We start from the raw sequence: 16,804 nt of genomic DNA, 5'->3' as shown, positions 1-16,804 counted from the left end.
TATCCCCTCGCTGGAAGTGGGCTACCCGATGACGGGATTGGGGACCGATCCGACGACGATCGAGAACGTCTCCCTGGACAGAACGGGCGGCCCCGCTTCACTGTGCGGCCGTGCCTACCAGCCGACGGCGACCAGCAGCCACTGCGGACTGGCGTGCGAGATGAAGGAGGACCGGCCCGCGACGTCGTCGTAAGGGAAGCCGTAGGCAAGCTGGTTGATGGCGTTGTCGTGCCAGAACTTGGCGTAGTAGTTCGCCGGAGGGGCCTTGTAGAACTGCGCCGGATCGGACTGCTGCGACGCCGGCAGGGTGGCCACATGGCGGTTGAGGGCGGCACACATGTTGGGGTCGGCCGCCAGGGAGCCTGCGCAGCCGAAGATGTCGGAGGTCGCCGCGTTCACGCCCACCGACTGGGCGTACGACGTGAAGTAGTTGGCGTTGGCGCCGCCCGCGCGGAAGCTCGGGTCGCTGCCGGGCGCGATGATCCGGTACGGCGCGTGTGTCTGGGCCAGCACCTTGAACTGGGACGGCACCGCGTCGGTGAACCGCTGGAAGGTGGTCGCGCGGTCCTCGGCGAAGGTCGCCCGGTTCTCGCCCACCTCGGTGTCGTAACCGTCCTTGCTGTGCAGGCGCATGGCGAGCTTGAGGCCGAACGCGTCGACGCGGGTGGTGTTGCCGTTGAAGACGTTGTTGCCGACCGTGAACTCGATGAAGTCGTAGTACGAGCTGGTGGGCGAGCCGAGGTAGAAGTACATCCGGCCCGCGGAGTTGGCGGGCATGTCGAGGTAGGGCTGTTCGGCGATGGAGTGCGTCTGCCCGTTGAAGCTCCAATACACCTGGCTGTCGGGGTACTTGCCGTTGGTGCGGTTGAGGATCTTCACCTCTACGGCGTTGTTGGCCGCCGGTATGTCGCTGGTGCTGCCCCAGAAGTCGTCGGGCGGGGTGGCGCTTCCGGGGCCGTAGACCTGGAACTCCCAGAGGGAGTAGCCCCATTGGGTCGCGCGGGCGGTGCCGTACACGCGGACGTAGCGCCCGCTGCCGGTGACGGTGATGTTCTGGGTGCCGCCGGTCGAGGTGGTGGTGGAGTAGACGGTGGTCCAGGTGGTGGCGTCGGTCGAGGTCTGGATCTGGTAGCCGGTGGCGTAGGCGGTCTCCCAGTTCAGCGAGACGCGGGTGAGCTGCTGGACGGAGCCGAGGTCCACCGACAGCCACTGCGGATCGGCGAAGGCGGAGGACCAGCGGGTCCCGGTGTTCCCGTCGACGGCCGCGCTCGCGGGGAACGACGCGCTCTCGGTCGAGGACGCGGTGGCGGGCCGTCCCTGGGACAGCAGTTGGTCGGCGGCGCGGGCGGGCGAGGTGGTCAGGGCGGCGAAGCAGGCGACGATCAGGACGATGACCAGACCGAGGGCGGTACGGGACCGTACGGCGGCGGGCGAAGGTCTGCCGGATGTGTCGGCGGAGGTCTGCATGGGGGGTCTCCTCAAGGTTGGGAGCGCTCTCCCGGGGTTGTAGTCGCGCCACTGGACGGCGTCAACAACTGAAGCCGAACTCGCAGCGGTTCGGGGGAAAAGGGCGTGCCCTCGCGACGATCCGTTCAGGAATCGACCGCGCGTCCCTCATCAACTCGCTTGTTTCTTCTATGACTTGACGTGTCTGGTATGGACCTGCGGGTGACGTCACGTGGCAGGGCCGGGACACCCTGTCCTGGCGGCAGCGCCGACACGAAGTCGCGGTGGCCCCGGCGCTCCGCCGTGGGAGCTGCCGCGGGGTTAGTGTCGGCCGGGTGAGCACAGACGACGCGAACCGGCGGTGGACACGGTCCATGCCCGAGGCCTACGAACGCCACCTGGTGCCGGTCTTCTTCCGGCCCTTCGCCGTCGACCTGGCCGCCAGGGCGGCGGAGCTGCGGCCCCGCACGGTCCTGGAGCTCGCCGCCGGGACCGGGGCGTTGACCTCGGCCCTGCTCGCCGCGGTGCCCACGGCCTCGGTGGTGGCGACCGACCTCAACGAAGCGATGGTCCTCGCGGGATCGGCACGGGAACCGCGTGCGGACTGGCGGCAGGCGGACGCCCAGGAGCTGCCCTTCGAGGACGGCGGCTTCGACCTCGTCGTGTGTCAGTTCGGGGTGATGTTCTTCCCCGACAGGCCCGCCGCGTACGCCGAGGTGCGCCGGGTCCTGGCCCCGCAGGGGCGGTTCCTGTTCAACAGCTGGGGTCCGCTGGCCTCGCACGGATTCGGGGCCGCCTTCCAGACCGCCCTGGAAGAGTCCATGCCCGACGGGGCACCCCCGTTCCTGAAGGACGTGCCCCACGGCTATTCCGACCCGGCCGTGGTCACCGCGGATCTCACGGCCGCCGGACTGACTCTGACGACCGCCGAGGAGGTCACTCTGGAAGGCATGGCGGAGTCCGCGGCCTCAGTCGCCACCGGGTTCCTCACCGGCACACCGGTGAGCGCGGCCGTGGAGGCCCGCGAGGACGCGCAGGCCCTCCGGGCCGCCGTCACGCAGAAGATGACGGACCGGCTCGGCATCGGCCCGGTGACGGCGCCGATGACCGCGACCGTCTACACGGCGCACCGGTAGGCACGCACGACCCTCCCCATGAATCCCCACGAATCCCCATGAGTCCCATGAGGAAGAACGCGGTGGGGCCCGTGCGGTCTCACATCCGGGATCGCAGTACGTCGACCTCGCAGCCCGGTGCGAACGGGTCGAAGCCGTGCCCGCTCAGCCAGCGAATCACCAGCAGGCTGCGCACCGACCACCACGCGCGTATCACGTCGAGGTCGACGTCGGCGCCGTAGCCGGCGAGGACGTCGTCGAGGTGCTCCTCGTGGCCGAGGGTGAAGGTGGCGAGGTCGTAAAGGGGATCGCCCCGGCCCGCCTCGGACCAGTCGATGATGCCGGTGACCTCGTCGCCGTCGACGAAGACGTGCGCGATCTGCAGGTCGCCGTGGGTGAACGCCGCGGTCCACGGCCGCAGCGCGGCCTTGGCGACCTGGCGGTTGCGGGTGACCAGGTCGGCGGGCAGGAGGCCGTCCGTCACGAGCGCCTCGCATTCGGTGTCGAGTTCCGCCGCCAGTGCTTCGATGCTCCGCCCGGCCCCGCCGGTCCTGGTCGGCAGGGGCGCGTCGTGCAGTTTCCGGATGGCGGCGCCCGCCGCGGCCCACGCCGCCGGCGACCCGGTCGAGGGCCCGCCCAGACGCCCGAGCGTCGTCCCCGGGAGCGCGGTGAGCGCGAGCACGTGCGGCTTGCGCCACAGCACCTCCGGCGTCGGGACCGGCGCGAGGGACATCGCCTCGACCTCGACGTCGATGCGCGCCTGATCGCCGTCCACCTTCAGGAACACGTCACCGACACGCAGAGTCGCGCGCTCGGAATGGGAGACGACGACTTCGACCTCATCCATGGGCGACCAGTATCCCGGGGGCGATCGCCGACGTCGCCGGGTTTTCCCCTCGCCGGCCTCAGGTTCGCCGCCGCTTCCGGTATCCGTCCAGGACGTCTTGGCGCAGCAGGTGGCCGAAACCGGCAGACTCCAGCCGTAGCCCCAACTGGTCTTCGCTTAGACCGAGTTCGGCTGCGGTGTCCGTCAGGTGCCAGTCGTTGGCGGCAAGTCTGCTCAGGAGGTGGCCGCGGCGGACCTGGCTTTCCGAGAGGCGGAATGTCTTGAGGTAGGCGATCCGGCCCCGGTCGTCGGTGATGGCCTCGCCGATGTGGTTGCCCTGCTTGGGGCGGAACCGCGGCAGGAAGCGGGAGAGGGTGAAACGCCCCATCCGGTAGACGGATTGCCAGGTGTGCTCCTGCTCCAGCAGTTCGGTCGCCATCGTGGTGTCGTGGAACTGCGCCCAGGTGTCCTCCTGTTCGGCGACAGCGGTGCGCAGTTGGGCCAGGGAGCGGATCCCCGCGTCGGGGACGCGGGCACGGAAGTCCTGGACCGGCGGCATCAACAGGGCGTAGTGGTGGATCAGTTCGCCGTACAGGTCCTGGAGGAGCGAGGAGTGCAGCGCCCGGTAGTCGTCGGGGTGCGGGACCGCGAACGCGGCCGCCAACGCGTCGGAGACGTAGACCATGACGCCGCACTGGCCGGGGTGGATCTCGAAGACGCGCAACGCGTCGGCGAGGCCGCGCACTTCGGCGCCCGCGTAGGCCTCCTCGACGCGCGGGGAGAGCCCTTGGCGGATCGCGCGCTGGGACCATTCCTCCCAGGCGATCGACGGGCCGCCGAAGTGGAGTGCCAGGTAGCCCTCCAGCGCGAGGTGCATGGGGAGGAACCGCAGCCGGTCCTTGGCCTGGCGGCGGGCCATTCTGCTGTGGATGCGCAGGCCCATGGTGGCGGTGGGCACCGCGTCGGCGTCGGTGGAGAGTTGAGTGCCGTAGGCGGCTGCCGGTGTGCCGTCGCCGGTCCAGGTGGCGACGAAGCCGTGCGGGACGTAGGAGATGTAGGCGTGGCGCGGGGCGACCTCGACGAGGCCGACCGTGTCGTCGTAGAGCCGTGCGTTCAGGCGGAGGTCGACGACGGGCTCGTCCCGTACGAGCGGTACGAGGCGGACGCCGCCCCAGACCTGGGAGGGGCGGGTGGTCAGGCCGGTCAGGTCGAGTGTGGTCATCGCGCCCGCTCCTGGTGGGTGGCGTCGAGCATGCGGGCCGCCCGGGTGTCCAGGTAGGCGATGAGTTCGGCCAGTCCGGTGCGGCCTTCGGCGAACTGGGCGAGTTCCACCAGTGCGGGCAGGTCCTCGGCGTCGCGGACACCCGCGGTGGGCACGGTCGGGGACAGTCGGCGTACGTCGAAGTCGGCGGCGTCGTAGACCGGGTTGAGGTGCACGATGCTGGTGCGGCGCTCGGGGTCGAGCCGGGTCCGGAAGACGCGCAGCACCTCACCGGCCAGGCCGGGTGGCGCGTTGTCCCAGCCGTCGGAGACGATCACCAGCCGGGACGGGGCGGTGTCCAGCGCGTCCAGGATCCGGCGGCCCAACGGCGTCGGCCCGTACGGGCGGGCCAGCAGCGCGTCGGTCCGGCCGGACGTCCACAGCGCGGTGTAGTCGCCGGCGAGGGCCGCGAGGAGATGGTGGCAGGCCAGGGCGACGGCCAGTGGACGGCGTCGCTTCTGGACCGATCCAAAGGTGGAGAAGCTGTCGTCCAGTACGGCGGTGACCTTGCCCCAGCTCCCCCGGTGCGGTCCGGCGACCCGCCCGGCCGCCGCTTCCAGGGCATGGGTCAACTCGGCGCGTCGGCGCACCCGTTCGTCGACCGGCAGGGAGAGCGCATATGTCGCCAACCGGGTCAGTGGCATCCTCGCCAGGTCCGCCGGTATCGCGGTGACGCCGATCCGGTGCGCGGAGTCCCGCAGCCGCAGGGCCTCCAGGCGGGTCAGCCGCGGGCCGATGCGCTCCAGGAACACCTTGCGGGGAATGCCGTGCTGGGCGGCGAAGCCCTCGGCGGCCGTGTAGGGCAGCTCGTACAGTGCGGTCTGCTCGTAGTGGGCACGGCGCCAGGTCTCCAGGAGCGGTGCCTCGTAGTGCTTGCGGGTCAGCGGCGCGAACATGAACGCCCCCAACTCCTCGGTGGCGAGCGCGAGATGGGCGTGGCGGAGGGCTCGCTTGAGGCCGCCGCGGTACTTCACGGCGTCGAACGCCGCGTCCGGTCGGGCGGACAGCCAGTCACGCATGATCGCGCGGGTGCGGCGGTTGTTCACCCGGGCCCGGCCCAGCGCGTCGAACAGTCCGTACACGCGCTGCGGCGGCAGGGCGGCCAGCCGGCCCGCTATCAACCGGCCCTCGCTGCGCCGCTGTTCGGCGGTGGCCTCCCCGCTCGTCTCCAGCAGGCGTCGGACGACGAGGACCGCGTTGTGGTCGTTGATGTCAAGGGCGAGAACCCCGGCGTACAGGTCACGGTAGTTCCCCAGCATGTACGCGTGGAGGAAGTCCAGGGACAGTCGCTGTTCGCCCGCGTCGCTGTGGAACTCGCGCTGGCCGGTGGAGGTGATCGCCGCGTTGACGAAGAGCAGGACGTCGTCGGCCGCGAGGAGGTCCCCGTACGAATCCATCCGGCTCTTCCCCCGTCCTCCCCCGTGGATGTGGACGCCGGCCGGGGAATGGGGGCACGAGCTGCGAATCATTGCTTCATAGGCAGGTTCCGGAAGTCGCGCCGGAGTCCCGCGGCCGGCTCCAGGACCGTAACAGAGCAGGCGACGAGGCCTCCACCGACTTTGGACAGGCGTCCACGCGCCCACCTGCAGGTGGGCGGGTCGCCGTACGAGCGCCACATCCGAGGAGCAACAGCCGAACGGTCCTTTCGGGGTTGTCCCGATGCGTGTCCGCCGAACTCCGTTGGGCCCCTCCCGACGACCTCCCGCGGCCCGACCGCCCTGTACGTCGAGCCGGGCGCACTGCCGCAAGCGGGCGGCGAGGGAACGAAGTTGACACCCCGGCGCGTTCCAGGGCGCCCGCGCATCCGGGAACACGGGTTCAGCGGCTGCGCAGGACGGTGAGCGCGGCTTCGAGGTCGGTCGACCGAGGGCGGTTGTAGGGCAGCCTGCCCAGGACGGCGGCCATGCCGCACGTGTCGGTGACCGCCGAGTAGACCAGGCCTCCCGCGATGCCGACGGCCAGGAGCTGGAAGGCGGGGTGCACGAGCAGGCCGAGGACGAGAGCCAGGAGCACCACCGTCCCGGCGGTGAAGCGCACCTGTCGCTCCATGCTCCAGCCGACGCGGGTGTCGCAGGCGGCCGGACGGTGCAGGTCGTGGCCGTCGGCGGCCCAGGCGCCGGTGCCGCCGGCGAGGGTGGCGGTCACGATGCCCTGCTCGGACAGCAGCTTGCAGGCGTTCCCGGAGCGAGCGCCGGAAGCGCACACTACGAGGACGTCACCACGTTCCGCGGCACGGCGTATCTCCGGCAGGGCACGGCGGACGTGGTCCAGGGGGATGTTGAGGGCACCGGGCAGATGGCCGGAGGCGTACTCGGCGGGTGTGCGCACGTCGATGACGGTGAGCTCGTGGAGCCGGGTGCGGGCCTCGTCGGTGGCGAGGGTGGCGGGGAGGGGAGAGTGGGACATGGCGGGTGTGATCCTTCATTGTCGACGGCGTCCCGAACCGGGACGTACAGTACCCCTAGGGGTATTGCCTGAGGAGTGATCGTGGAGCTGGAGCTTGAGGGTGCGGACCTGAAGGCCGTGCTGAACCGCCTGCGCCGTGCGCAGGGTCAGATCTCCGGCGTGATCCGGATGATCGAGGAGGGGCGCGACTGCGAGGACGTCGTCACGCAGCTCGCCGCCGCTTCGCGCGCTCTCGACCGCGCCGGTTTCGCGATCATCGCGACCGGCATGCAGCAGTGCATGACGGACATCGAGTCCGGCCGCAAGAACGGCGAGGACGCCCAGCAGATGCGCGCCCGCCTGGAGAAACTGTTCCTGTCCCTGGCATAGGGCCCGCCCGGGCCTGCCCGCCGCGGCGCGTCATGCCGTCGCGTCGATCAGCATGAAGGCGGCCACAGCCATCAGCACCAGGGCGAAGACCCGCTGCAACGTGTGCCCGGAGACCTTCGCGGCAAGCCGTTTCCCGTCCCAGGCTCCGAGGATCGCGGCCCCCGCGAAGGGGCCGACGACCGCCCAGTCCAGCCCGTCGGCCGTGCCGGTGCGCATCGCCAGCGCGGCCAGGGAGTTGACGGTGATGACCAGCAGGCTGGTGCCCACCGCGTAGCGCATCCGCATACCGAGCACCCCCACCAGCGCCGGTACGGCGAGGAAGCCGCCGCCGACGCCGAGGACTCCGGTGACCGCGCCGAGCCCCGCCCCGGCGACCGCGGCCCGGCCCGGCCGCACCGGCACCACCGTGTCCACCGCGCGCGGACGGCTCCGCAGCATGCGCAGGGCGGCCGCTCCCGCGACCACGCCGAAGGCCGCTGTCAGCACTACGGCCGGGATACGTCCGGCGAGCGCGCCGCCCAGCATCGCCGGGCCGATCCCGGCCGCCGCGAACAGCAGCCCGGTCCGCCAGCGGACGTGCCCGTCGCGGGCGTGCGCGGACATGGCGGTGGCCGAGGTGACGGCGACGATGACCAGGCTCGCGGTGGTGGCCGCGACCGGGGTGAAACCGAGCAGGTAGATCAGGGCGGGGACGGCGAGCACACTCCCCCCGCCGCCGAGCGCGCCGAGCGCCAGACCGATGACCGCGCCGGCGGCCAGGGCGAGTATGAGAGTGCTCACGCGACGGTGCCGTTCCCGCCGCTCGCGTCCACCACCGGCAGACCGGCTCCCGCCCAGTCCCGCATGCCGCCGATCACGTCCACGGCCTCCGCACCGCGCGCGGCGAGCAGTTCGGCCGCCTGCCGCGACCGGTTGCCCGAGCGGCAGATCACGACCAGGGGCCGCGCCTGCGCCCGGGCGGGCAGTCCGGCCCCGGCGGCCAGCGCCGAGAGGGACACGTGTACGGCTCGGGGCGCGTGCCCCGCCTGCCACTCGTAGGGCTCGCGCACGTCCAACAGCACGGCGTCGGTGGGGACTTCGGCGGGGGCGCCGTGTCCGGTGCGTGCGGCCGCCTCCTGGACGGTCACCCGGCCCGGGCCTCCCCGGCCTCGTCGGAGAATGCTCATCTCGGTTTCTCGCTCCTGTTTCCCTTGTCGGTACGGAAGATCGGCGGGGCCCGCGACGTGCGGAGCCGTCAGGCGGTCCGTACGGTGAGCCCGGCCTTCCCGGCCGCGTCGAAGGAGTCGTCCACGGCGACGACCTCGCGGCCGGCGGCGTCCAGCAGGGAGGCGGCGACAGCGGCGCGCATGCCGCCGGCGCAGTGCACCCACACCTGACCGGCGGGGACTTCGCCGAGGCGGCGGCGCAGGGCGTGGACCGGGATGTGGACCGAGCCCTCGATGTACCCGGCCGCCCGCTCGGAAGCACGCCGGACGTCGAGGACGCGGACGCCCTGCGCCGGATACCGGCGGGCGAGTTCGGCAAACGTGGCCCGCGGGAAGGAAGCCGGGGTCTCTCCCTCCCGGACCCAGCCGCCGGGGTCACCGGTCGCCGCCGCGGCGGGGCGGTCGATGCCCACGCGGACCAACTCACGCTGGGCGGCGGCCAGTTGCGCGGGCGACTCGGCCAGCAGCGTCACGGGCCTGCCCCACGGGATCAACCAGGCCAGATACGTGGCGAGTTGCCCCTCGGCCTCGAAGTTGAACGAGCCGGACACATGCCCTTCGGCGAAGGCGACACGGTTGCGCAGGTCCACCACCCACTCCCCCGCCGCCAGCCGGGCGGCTATCTCCTCGGCGTCGGCGACGGCGGGCGGGGTGAGGTCGACGGGCGCGGGTCCTGCGGCGTTGGCCGGGCCCATGTGCGTGTAGTAGGCGGGGATGTCGTCCAGACCGGCCAGCAGGCCGGCGACGAAGTCGTCCACGTTCCGGGTGAGGGCGTCGTTGGAGGCCTTCTCCTTGCCGATGGTCGTGTCGCTGCCCTGCGTCTGGGAGGAGGAGCAGAAGCTGCCGAAGCCGTGCGTGGGCAACACGGCCGTCTCGTCGGGCAGTTCGGCGGCCAGCCGGTGCGCCGAGGCGTGCTGGGCCCGGGCCAGGTGTTCCGTGAGACGTGGCTCCACGAGATCCGGGCGGCCGACGGTGCCGATCAGCAGTGAACCCCCGGTGAACACCGCGACCGCCGTGCCGTTCTCCTCCAGCACATAGGAGGTGTGGTGCGGAGTGTGGCCGGGCGTCGCGAGCGCGCGCAGGGTCAGTCCGGCCCCGGCGTCGATCTCCGTGCGGTCGCCGTCACGCACCGGCACGCGTGCGAAGGAGACGCGGGCCCCGGCCGGAACGAGGTAGGCGGCGCCGGTGAGCCGGGCGAGCTCCAGGCCGCCGGTGACGTAGTCGTTGTGGACGTGCGTCTCGACGACCAGTGAGATCCGCACCCCCCGGCGCGCCGCTGCCGCGATCACCTGGTCGACGTCGCGCGGCGGGTCGACGGCCACCGCCGTCCGCTCACCGCCCGCGAGGTAACTGCGGTTGCCGAGCCCTGACAGCTCGATCGTGTCGACGAAGAACACGAGGTACTCCCTTCCAGCGAAGAATTACCCCGGGGGGTATGTCTTCGACGGTAGCACGAGTACCCCCGGGGGTATTCTTGGAGCCGAGGGCAGCCCTGGAAACACCTCACAAGCACCGCTCGCGCGACGGGACACCCGTTCCGCGCCGCGCGAGCCGATCAGAAGGGCCACCGCCATGCGCTACGACCGCACCGTGCACCTCGACACCGACTTCGCCGCCACCGTCGGCCGCGTCCGCGAAGCCCTCGCCGCACAGGGCTTCGGCATCCTCACCGAGATCGACGTCACCGCCACGCTCAAGGCGAAGCTCGACCACGACATGGAGGACTACGTGATCCTCGGCGCCTGCAACCCGCCCCTGGCCCACCGCGCCCTGGACACCGACCGCGGCATCGGTCTGCTGCTGCCCTGCAACGTCGTCGTCCGCACCGACGGCGACCGCACCGCCGTACAGGCGCTCGACCCGAACACGATGGTCGCCCTCACCGGACTCGACGCCCTGCGCCCCGTCGCCGAGGAGGCCACCCGCCGCCTCGACGCCGCCCTCGCCTCCCTCACGGCAACCGACGCGGACGGCTGACATCGCGCCGGAACAGATCGCGAACCGAGCCACCCGGGCCGGAGGCACCGGCGGACCGGCTCAGGGAGCGAGGGAGAAGTAGCTCTCCTCCTCCTGGCTGAAGTACAGGCGGAGGACGGAGTGGAGCCCGTACAGGCAGGCGCGCAGGTCGTCGAGTTGTTCCGGTTTCAGGGCGCCCGCCTCGTCGGCCACGCGGAGGTGGGTGGTGATGCGGCGGGACAGACGGGCGATCTCGGTGTGGGCCCGGCTCATGGTCTCGGTGGTTTCCGGGCCGCCGAGTTGTCGGTTCAGCGCGGGGTACAACTGGTGTTCCTCCGCGTATTCGTGCGGCAGCACCCGGGTGGTGAGCAGCTGGTCGACGTGGCGCACGGCGGCCAGTGATCCCGGACCGTCCTGCGCGGAGAGCAGGCCGGCGGCCTCACGGATGGCGTCCAGGGCGTCCCGGAGGTCGTCGTGCTCGGCCGCGAAGCGGTGGATGAGGTCCTCGGCGTCCGGTTCGAGAGCGGTACCGGCGCCACGGGCCGGCAGCAGTGCGCGCAGGGCGTTGAGGATGACGGCGACGTCGATGGCTTCTTGAAGCAGGGCGCCGACGGCGGGCGACAGCCATCCGAGGAGGGCCGCGATCATGGCGAGCAGGGACATCACCATGCCGCCCGCGGCGCTCTGGACCGCGATCCGGCGGGCCCGTACGGCGATCTCCATGGCGTCGGCGAGGCGGTCGACCCGGTCGGTCGTGAGGATGATGTCGGCGGCTTCGGAGGTCGCGGTGGAGCCGCGGGCGCCCATGGCCACACCGATGTCTGCGGCGGCCAGCGCGGGCGCGTCGTTGACGCCGTCGCCCACCATGACGGTGACGGCCCGCGCGCGTTCCTCCTGTACCGCCGCGACCTTGTCGGCGGGGAGCTGACCGGCCCGGACGTCGTCGAGGCCCAGGACGGCCCCCACTTCACGGGCGGGTTCGGCGCGGTCCCCGGTCAGCATGAGGAGACGGGTCAGTCCCGCCGACCGCAGTCGGCGCACCGTGCGCGGGGCGTCGTGGCGCAGCGGGTCCTGGAGCAGGACGGCGCCGGCGAGGGCGTCGTCGACGGTGAGCCAGGCGATGGCGGCCCCGTCGAGAAGGGCCCGGTTGTCCACGGCATGGGCCCAGTCGGGGAGGGCCGTCTGCGGGAGGCCGGTCCTGCCGACACGGACGCGGAGGCCGTCCACCGCGCCGGAGGGGCCGCGCCCCGCTTCTTCCGTGGCGTCGACGGGCATCGACAGCGCGAGGCCCCGGGCCCGCGCCTCCCGGACGATCGCGTCGGCCAGCACATGCGCGGAGACCTGGTCGAGCGAGGCGGCCAGGCGCAGCACCTCGGACGGGGACCGCCCGGGGGCGGGGGCAACCGCCAGGACGTGCGGTCGGCCGACCGTCAGGGTGCCGGTCTTGTCGATCACCAGGGTGCGGGCCCGGCCCAGGCGCTCCGGCGCTCCGCCGTCCCGGACGATGACACCCCGGCGGGCCGCCCGCGACAGTCCCGAGACGATGGCGACCGGCGCGGCGAGCAGGAGCGGGCAGGGCGTCGCCACGACGAGGACGGCGACCGCGCGGACGGCGGACCCGCTCAGCAGCCAGGCGACACCGGCCAGCCCCAGCGACAGCGGTAGGAACCAGGCCGCGTACCGCTCCGCCAACCGCACGGTCGGCGCCCGTTCGGCGCCCGCGTGCTGAGCCAGCCGTACGATCTCCGCGTACGCGTCCTGGCCGGTGGCGCTCTTCCACGCGGCCGGCACGGGCACGGACACCCGTCTGGGCCCGCAACTGGTGCTGTACGCGGGCTGTCTGCTGACGGTCGTGGCCGCCGTGTGGTGGCGGCTGGTCCGGGCCGGAGCGACAGCGGTCCGGATCCGTCGGTGGGCGACGGCGGCTCTGGTGCTGGTGCCCGTGGCGCTGGTCGCGTTCCTGGCCGGCGGCCCCCTGCGGCCCGGCTGGGCGCACCGCGCCGGCGGCACCGCCCAGCCCCCTGCCTCGTCCACCGCCCCGGCGGTCCCCCATCAGTCGCCGACCCCACCGCACCAGTCCGACCAGCAAGCCGAACACGAGGGAGACGACGCCGAATGAACTCCGACACCGGGACCGTACTCGCCGGAGAACACTCGGCGACGGCCCCCAGCGGCCCCTACGGCGAACGCCTGCTCCACGGCTGGTACGACACCGGCCGGACCGCCGACCTGACGGAACACCTCGGCCGTTACGGCCCGGTCCCGCTGTCGTCGGCACGCAGCCGTGGGACGGCGATGCCGCTGGTGCGCGCCGTTGAGGAGGTCGGGCTCACCGGCCGGGGCGGCGGGGGTTTCCCCACCGGCCGCAAACTCCGTTCCGTGGCCGGGGCGAAGGGACCCGCCGTCGTCGTCGCCAACGGCATGGAGAGCGAACCTGCCAGCCACAAGGACGAGGTGCTGCTCTCGCTCGCCCCCCACCTCGTCCTGGACGGCGCGATGCTGGCGGCCGTCGCGGTCGGCGCGAACGTGGTGCATCTGTGCGTGCCGCGCACCCGGGCGACGCAGGCCGACCAACTCACCGCGGCGGTCGCCCAGCGGCGCCGCGCCCGGCTCGACCCGGTACCGGTGAAGGTCCACACACTGCCCCACCACTTCGTGTCCAGCGAGGAGACGTCCCTGGTGAGATGGCTCAACGGCGGCGACGCCCGCCCCCTGGCCACTCCGCCGCGCCCCTTCGAGAAGGGCGTCGGCAAACGGCCCACCCTGATCGGCAACGTGGAGACCCTGGTCCACCTCGCGCTGATCGCCCGCTACGGCCCCGCCTGGTTCCGCGAGAGCGGCAGTTCCCGGGCGCCGGGCACCACGCTCGTCACGGTCTCGGGCGCCGTGGCCCACCCCGGGGTCTACGAGATTCCGGCGGGCAGTCCGGTGCCCACGGCCCTGGCCCGCGCCGGTGGCCCTCAGGGCCCGCTCGGCGCCGTGCTCGCGGGCGGCTTCTTCGGCACCTGGATGCCGGTGCCGCTGAGCACCACGGCCCCGGAACGGGGCGCGGGCGTCCTGGTGGCGCTGCCCGAAGACAGCTGCGGGCTCGCCGGGACGGCGGCCGTGCTGGAGTACCTTGCCGCGCAGAGCGCCCGGCAGTGCGGGCCGTGCCGGTTCGGATTGCCGGCGGTCGCCGAGGACTTCGCCGCGCTCGCCCGGGGCACTGCGGACGCCCGGCGGATCGACGGGCTGCACCATCGCCTCGGGCTGCTTCCGGGGCGCGGCGCGTGCCGCCATCCCGACGGCGCGGCACGGCTGGCGGCCTCCGCGCTGCGGGTCTTCGCCGACGACGTCCGCCGGCACGTGCACACAGGACCGTGCCGCGCCGCGTACGCCCCCCTCGTCCTGCCCGTGCCGGTTCCACGGCCCCCCGAGGAGGAGGAATGGCGATGACCCGCCCCCAGGCCGAAGCCCGGGCCCACGTACTGGCCGTCGATTTCGCCGCCCGCGACGGACACGGCCTCTGCGCCGAACTGCTCCCCGAACTGGTCGGCCTGGACGAATGGGGCTACCCCGTGCTCCGCAGCTCCGCGGTCCCCGCCGAACTGCTCCCCCACGCCCGACGCGCGGTCGCCGCCTGCCCGGTGATGGCGCTCCGCCTCAACCGCGCACCCGCGCCTCCGCCCGAGCGGCCCCCGAGCCGCGGCACAGCCGCACAGCGCCCAACGGTGTCCCACTGACAGTCGGGATGGCGGCCTGTCATCCACACCTGGAGGGAACCAGCCGCGCATCACATCTGAAGTCGCGAAGCCCGGTGCCTCATCCGAGGAACGACAGTCGAACCACCCTGTCCGGATTGTCGCGGTTCGTGTCGACGAGACAGACCGACTGCCACGTCCCCAACTCCAGCCGCCCGCCCAGCACCGGCAGCGTCGCGTGCGGTGGTACGAAGGCGGGGAGGACGTGGTCGCGGCCGTGGCCGGGGCTGCCGTGGCGGTGCTGCCAGCGGTCGTCGGCGGGGAGGAGGGTGTGCAGCGCGGCGAGGAGGTCGTCGTCGCTGCCGGCGCCCGTTTCGAGGACCGCGACGCCCGCGGTGGCGTGCGGGACGAAGACGTTGAGGAGACCGTCACGGCCGGCCGCCACCTCCCGCAGGAAGGCCTCGCAGTCGCGGGTCAGATCCATGACCCGCTCCCGGGAGCCGGTGGCGACGTGCAGAACTCGGGTGGTGAAGGCAGCTGACATGTTTCCATCCTGGCCCATCCGTCGGGCCGCCCACCCGGTCGTCCGACCGACCCGTGATACGAGGGGTCCAGTCCGCGAGACACCGTTGACCGTGGCACGCCATCTGACCTAGTTTCGGCCGCATGTTGCGTTCAGTTCTGCTCACCACGCGCGGTCACATCGACCTGCTGCGGGTGGCCTCCGCCGCGTGTTGTCGCGGCTGCTGACGCCTTCTTCCGCCCCACCCCCTCACTTCCCGCACTCCGTCGCGCCCGCGCACACCGTCGTGACGCGGCGGCGTTGAGGCGTACTCCCTTCCTCACCGGACGCTCTCCCCACTCCGTGGAGCACCCATGAGCATCAGCCATGCCCCACCCGGCTCCTCCGGGCCCGACATTTCCCGTATATCCACATCGAAGACCGGCCCGGACGCACGCCCGGACGACCACGCGCCCGTCGATCTCGTCCCCCTCGTCCCCACCTCCTCCCGCCGCACTCGTGTCCCCCGCTGGCTGCGCCGCACCACCGGCCCGCTCGTGCTGCTCGCGCTGTGGCAACTCCTCAGCAGCACCGGCGCGTTGACCTCCGACGTGCTCGCCTCACCCGGGCGGATCGCGCACGTCGGCTGGGATCTGATCGACAGCGGTTCGCTGACCTCGGCCATGGTCACCTCGCTCCAGCGGGTCGCGATCGGACTGCTGCTCGGTACCGTCATCGGCACCGGACTCGCCCTGGTCTCCGGTCTGTTCAGGATCGGCGAGGACCTGGTCGACGCGCCCGTGCAGATGTTGCGGACTGTGCCCTTCGTGGGGCTGATCCCGCTGTTCATCATCTGGTTCGGCATCGGCGAGGCCCCGAAGGTCGCCATCATCACGCTCGGTGTGACCTTCCCGCTCTATCTCAACGTCTACGCCGGAATCCGGGGCGTGGACAGCCAGTTGATCGAGGCCGGAGAGTCGCTGGGGCTGTCCCGCTGGGGGCTGGTCCGGCATGTGGTGCTGCCTGGCGCGCTGCCCAACGCGATGACCGGACTGCGCTACTCCCTCGGCATCGCGTGGCTGGCGCTCGTGTTCGCCGAGCAGATCAACGCGGACGCCGGGATCGGCTTCCTCATGGTGCAGGCGCGGGACTTCCTCCAGACCGACGTGATCGTGGTCTGCCTGATCGTCTACGCCTTCCTCGGCCTGCTGGCCGACTTCGTCGTCCGAACCCTCGAAAGGCTGCTGCTGCAATGGCGACCGACGTTCACGGGCCGGTGACCGCACAGGCGGTTGCCGCGCAGGTGGCGGTGCGCGTCGAGGGACTGACCCGTTCCTTCGACGGCCGCCCCGTCATCGACAGGCTGCAACTCGACGTACGGCAGGGCGAGTTCGTGGCGCTGCTGGGCCGCAGCGGCTGCGGCAAGTCCACGCTGCTGCGCATTCTCGCCGGGCTGGACCGGGACATCGAGGGCACCGTCCTCGTGCCGCGCCGCAAGGCCGTCGCGTTCCAGGCGCCCCGGCTGATGCCGTGGAAGAAGGTGTGGCGCAATGTCCTGCTCGGACTGCCCGGCAAGCCCGAACGGGCCGTGGCGGAACAGGCGTTGGCCGAGGTCGGGCTCGGAGACCACGCCGACGCCTGGCCCAAGACGCTGTCCGGCGGTGAGGCCCAGCGCGCCTCGCTGGCCCGTGCCCTGGTCCGCGAGCCCGATCTGCTGCTGCTCGACGAGCCGTTCGGCGCACTCGACGCGCTCACCCGCATCAAGGCCCAGCGGCTGGTGGGCGAGCTGTGGCAACGGCGGGGCTGCGCCGTCCTGTTGGTCACCCACGACGTCGAGGAGGCCGTCCTGCTCGCCGACCGTGTCCTGGTGATGGACGACGGCGTCATCGCGCACGAGCAGCACATCGACCTCGACCGCCCGCGCGACATCACCGACCCCCGGTTCGCCGAACTCCGTGCCGGACTCCTGGAACGCCTGGGCGTCGACACAGCCGCCGAAGCCGCCTGAACTCCCCCCCACCCACCGCTCACTTGCACA

19 protein-coding genes are annotated in these 16,804 nt (G+C 72.1%); 9 read left to right on the top strand and 10 right to left on the bottom strand.

Features of this window, described 5'->3' with window-relative positions; translation table 11 throughout:
- Positions 1-114 precede the first annotated feature (114 nt).
- The gene (locus tag ACFXC1_RS47080) at positions 115-1,467 is read right to left on the bottom strand and encodes a beta-1,3-glucanase family protein (protein WP_381255395.1); all 1,353 of its coding nucleotides are present in this window, start codon (positions 1,465-1,467) and stop codon (positions 115-117) included.
- A gap of 353 nt (positions 1,468-1,820) precedes the next feature.
- On the opposite strand from ACFXC1_RS47080, the gene ACFXC1_RS47075 reads away from it, so the two are divergent.
- A complete protein-coding gene (locus tag ACFXC1_RS47075) occupies positions 1,821-2,582 on the top strand; it encodes a class I SAM-dependent methyltransferase (RefSeq protein ID WP_381255408.1) in 762 nt (253 codons plus the stop codon).
- A gap of 79 nt (positions 2,583-2,661) precedes the next feature.
- On the opposite strand, the gene ACFXC1_RS47070 is transcribed toward ACFXC1_RS47075, so the two are convergent.
- From ACFXC1_RS47070 to ACFXC1_RS47055, 4 genes are all read right to left on the bottom strand, one after another.
- Positions 2,662-3,408: a phosphotransferase family protein gene (locus ACFXC1_RS47070; RefSeq protein WP_381255392.1), complete on the bottom strand. Its 747-nt coding sequence runs from the start codon at positions 3,406-3,408 to the stop codon at positions 2,662-2,664.
- A 58-nt stretch (positions 3,409-3,466) separates the two neighbouring features.
- Positions 3,467-4,609, bottom strand: coding sequence for an ARPP-2 domain-containing protein (locus ACFXC1_RS47065; RefSeq protein WP_381255390.1), 1,143 nt, complete (start codon positions 4,607-4,609; stop codon positions 3,467-3,469).
- Complete coding sequence (locus tag ACFXC1_RS47060; RefSeq protein ID WP_381255389.1) at positions 4,606-6,045, bottom strand: hypothetical protein; 1,440 nt, start codon at positions 6,043-6,045, stop codon at positions 4,606-4,608. Before ACFXC1_RS47060 ends, ACFXC1_RS47065 begins: the two co-directional genes overlap by 4 nt.
- A 421-nt stretch (positions 6,046-6,466) precedes the next feature.
- The gene (locus ACFXC1_RS47055) at positions 6,467-7,054 is read right to left on the bottom strand and encodes a rhodanese-like domain-containing protein (protein ID WP_381255387.1); all 588 of its coding nucleotides are present in this window, start codon (positions 7,052-7,054) and stop codon (positions 6,467-6,469) included.
- Positions 7,055-7,135: 81 nt separating this feature from the next.
- Here ACFXC1_RS47055 and ACFXC1_RS47050 point away from each other — a divergent pair, with 81 nt between their 5' ends.
- The gene (locus ACFXC1_RS47050; RefSeq protein ID WP_075032675.1) at positions 7,136-7,423 is read left to right on the top strand and encodes a metal-sensitive transcriptional regulator; all 288 of its coding nucleotides are present in this window, start codon (positions 7,136-7,138) and stop codon (positions 7,421-7,423) included.
- A 30-nt stretch (positions 7,424-7,453) separates the two neighbouring features.
- Here ACFXC1_RS47050 and ACFXC1_RS47045 read toward each other — a convergent pair whose 3' ends face one another.
- From ACFXC1_RS47045 to ACFXC1_RS47035, 3 genes are all read right to left on the bottom strand, one after another.
- On the bottom strand, positions 7,454-8,203 hold the full coding sequence (locus tag ACFXC1_RS47045; protein ID WP_381255384.1) for a sulfite exporter TauE/SafE family protein: 750 nt from the start codon (positions 8,201-8,203) through the stop codon (positions 7,454-7,456).
- Positions 8,200-8,589 (bottom strand): rhodanese-like domain-containing protein, encoded by a 390-nt coding sequence (locus tag ACFXC1_RS47040; protein ID WP_381255381.1) that lies wholly within the window; start codon positions 8,587-8,589, stop codon positions 8,200-8,202. The genes ACFXC1_RS47045 and ACFXC1_RS47040 overlap by 4 nt, the downstream gene beginning before the upstream one ends.
- A 68-nt stretch (positions 8,590-8,657) precedes the next feature.
- Complete coding sequence (locus tag ACFXC1_RS47035) at positions 8,658-10,025, bottom strand: MBL fold metallo-hydrolase (RefSeq protein WP_381255378.1); 1,368 nt, start codon at positions 10,023-10,025, stop codon at positions 8,658-8,660.
- 175 nt (positions 10,026-10,200) lie between these two features.
- On the opposite strand from ACFXC1_RS47035, the gene ACFXC1_RS47030 reads away from it, so the two are divergent.
- Positions 10,201-10,605: a DUF302 domain-containing protein gene (locus tag ACFXC1_RS47030; RefSeq protein WP_381255376.1), complete on the top strand. Its 405-nt coding sequence runs from the start codon at positions 10,201-10,203 to the stop codon at positions 10,603-10,605.
- 60 nt (positions 10,606-10,665) lie between these two features.
- On the opposite strand, the gene ACFXC1_RS47025 is transcribed toward ACFXC1_RS47030, so the two are convergent.
- Positions 10,666-12,375 carry a heavy metal translocating P-type ATPase gene (locus tag ACFXC1_RS47025; RefSeq protein ID WP_381255374.1) on the bottom strand — a complete coding sequence of 570 codons (1,710 nt, stop codon included), beginning with the start codon at positions 12,373-12,375 and terminating at the stop codon, positions 10,666-10,668.
- Between ACFXC1_RS47025 and ACFXC1_RS47020 the strand changes: the two genes are divergently transcribed.
- Genes ACFXC1_RS47020 through ACFXC1_RS47010 form a run of 3 tightly spaced genes read left to right on the top strand, consistent with a single transcriptional unit; the run spans position 12,350 to position 14,306 of the window.
- Entirely contained in the window at positions 12,350-12,703 is a 354-nt protein-coding gene (locus ACFXC1_RS47020; RefSeq protein WP_381255371.1) for a hypothetical protein, read from the top strand. The genes ACFXC1_RS47025 and ACFXC1_RS47020 overlap by 26 nt on opposite strands.
- Entirely contained in the window at positions 12,700-14,019 is a 1,320-nt protein-coding gene (locus ACFXC1_RS47015) for an NADH-ubiquinone oxidoreductase-F iron-sulfur binding region domain-containing protein (RefSeq protein ID WP_381255368.1), read from the top strand. The genes ACFXC1_RS47020 and ACFXC1_RS47015 overlap by 4 nt, the downstream gene beginning before the upstream one ends.
- The gene (locus tag ACFXC1_RS47010; RefSeq protein WP_381255365.1) at positions 14,016-14,306 is read left to right on the top strand and encodes a ferredoxin; all 291 of its coding nucleotides are present in this window, start codon (positions 14,016-14,018) and stop codon (positions 14,304-14,306) included. The genes ACFXC1_RS47015 and ACFXC1_RS47010 overlap by 4 nt, the downstream gene beginning before the upstream one ends.
- 79 nt (positions 14,307-14,385) lie before the next feature.
- Here the strand turns inward: ACFXC1_RS47010 and ACFXC1_RS47005 are convergent, their stop codons facing one another.
- Positions 14,386-14,808 carry a YjbQ family protein gene (locus ACFXC1_RS47005; protein WP_381255362.1) on the bottom strand — a complete coding sequence of 141 codons (423 nt, stop codon included), beginning with the start codon at positions 14,806-14,808 and terminating at the stop codon, positions 14,386-14,388.
- 122 nt (positions 14,809-14,930) lie between these two features.
- On the opposite strand from ACFXC1_RS47005, the gene ACFXC1_RS47000 reads away from it, so the two are divergent.
- From ACFXC1_RS47000 to ACFXC1_RS46990, 3 genes are all read left to right on the top strand, one after another.
- On the top strand, positions 14,931-15,014 hold the full coding sequence (locus ACFXC1_RS47000; RefSeq protein WP_315986669.1) for a putative leader peptide: 84 nt from the start codon (positions 14,931-14,933) through the stop codon (positions 15,012-15,014).
- A gap of 126 nt (positions 15,015-15,140) precedes the next feature.
- Positions 15,141-16,046, top strand: coding sequence for an ABC transporter permease (locus ACFXC1_RS46995; RefSeq protein ID WP_381255359.1), 906 nt, complete (start codon positions 15,141-15,143; stop codon positions 16,044-16,046).
- On the top strand, positions 16,019-16,774 hold the full coding sequence (locus ACFXC1_RS46990; RefSeq protein ID WP_381255357.1) for an ABC transporter ATP-binding protein: 756 nt from the start codon (positions 16,019-16,021) through the stop codon (positions 16,772-16,774). The genes ACFXC1_RS46995 and ACFXC1_RS46990 overlap by 28 nt, the downstream gene beginning before the upstream one ends.
- The last annotated feature ends 30 nt before the right edge of the window (positions 16,775-16,804 follow it).

Origin of the sequence: Streptomyces hokutonensis (assembly GCF_042751305.1) — a bacterium.
GTDB lineage: Bacteria > Actinomycetota > Actinomycetes > Streptomycetales > Streptomycetaceae > Streptomyces > Streptomyces hokutonensis_A.
The sequence above is the reverse complement of the archived record's forward strand: the minus strand, read 5'-3'. Positions and strand labels throughout refer to the sequence as shown.

Bases quoted from the DNA above. Each gene is read 5' to 3' on its own strand.
- ACFXC1_RS47080 (WP_381255395.1), bottom strand. From the start codon at position 1,467: ATGCAGACCTCCGCCGACACATCCGGCAGACCTTCGCCCGCCGCCGTA.
- ACFXC1_RS47075 (WP_381255408.1), top strand. From the start codon at position 1,821: ATGCCCGAGGCCTACGAACGCCACCTGGTGCCGGTCTTCTTCCGGCCC.
- ACFXC1_RS47070 (WP_381255392.1), bottom strand. From the start codon at position 3,408: ATGGATGAGGTCGAAGTCGTCGTCTCCCATTCCGAGCGCGCGACTCTG.
- ACFXC1_RS47065 (WP_381255390.1), bottom strand. From the start codon at position 4,609: ATGACCACACTCGACCTGACCGGCCTGACCACCCGCCCCTCCCAGGTC.
- ACFXC1_RS47060 (WP_381255389.1), bottom strand. From the start codon at position 6,045: ATGGATTCGTACGGGGACCTCCTCGCGGCCGACGACGTCCTGCTCTTC.
- ACFXC1_RS47055 (WP_381255387.1), bottom strand. From the start codon at position 7,054: ATGTCCCACTCTCCCCTCCCCGCCACCCTCGCCACCGACGAGGCCCGC.
- ACFXC1_RS47040 (WP_381255381.1), bottom strand. From the start codon at position 8,589: ATGAGCATTCTCCGACGAGGCCGGGGAGGCCCGGGCCGGGTGACCGTC.
- ACFXC1_RS47030 (WP_381255376.1), top strand. From the start codon at position 10,201: ATGCGCTACGACCGCACCGTGCACCTCGACACCGACTTCGCCGCCACC.
- ACFXC1_RS47015 (WP_381255368.1), top strand. From the start codon at position 12,700: ATGAACTCCGACACCGGGACCGTACTCGCCGGAGAACACTCGGCGACG.
- ACFXC1_RS47010 (WP_381255365.1), top strand. From the start codon at position 14,016: ATGACCCGCCCCCAGGCCGAAGCCCGGGCCCACGTACTGGCCGTCGAT.
- ACFXC1_RS47005 (WP_381255362.1), bottom strand. From the start codon at position 14,808: ATGTCAGCTGCCTTCACCACCCGAGTTCTGCACGTCGCCACCGGCTCC.
- ACFXC1_RS47000 (WP_315986669.1), top strand. From the start codon at position 14,931: ATGTTGCGTTCAGTTCTGCTCACCACGCGCGGTCACATCGACCTGCTG.
- ACFXC1_RS46995 (WP_381255359.1), top strand. From the start codon at position 15,141: ATGAGCATCAGCCATGCCCCACCCGGCTCCTCCGGGCCCGACATTTCC.
- ACFXC1_RS46990 (WP_381255357.1), top strand. From the start codon at position 16,019: ATGGCGACCGACGTTCACGGGCCGGTGACCGCACAGGCGGTTGCCGCG.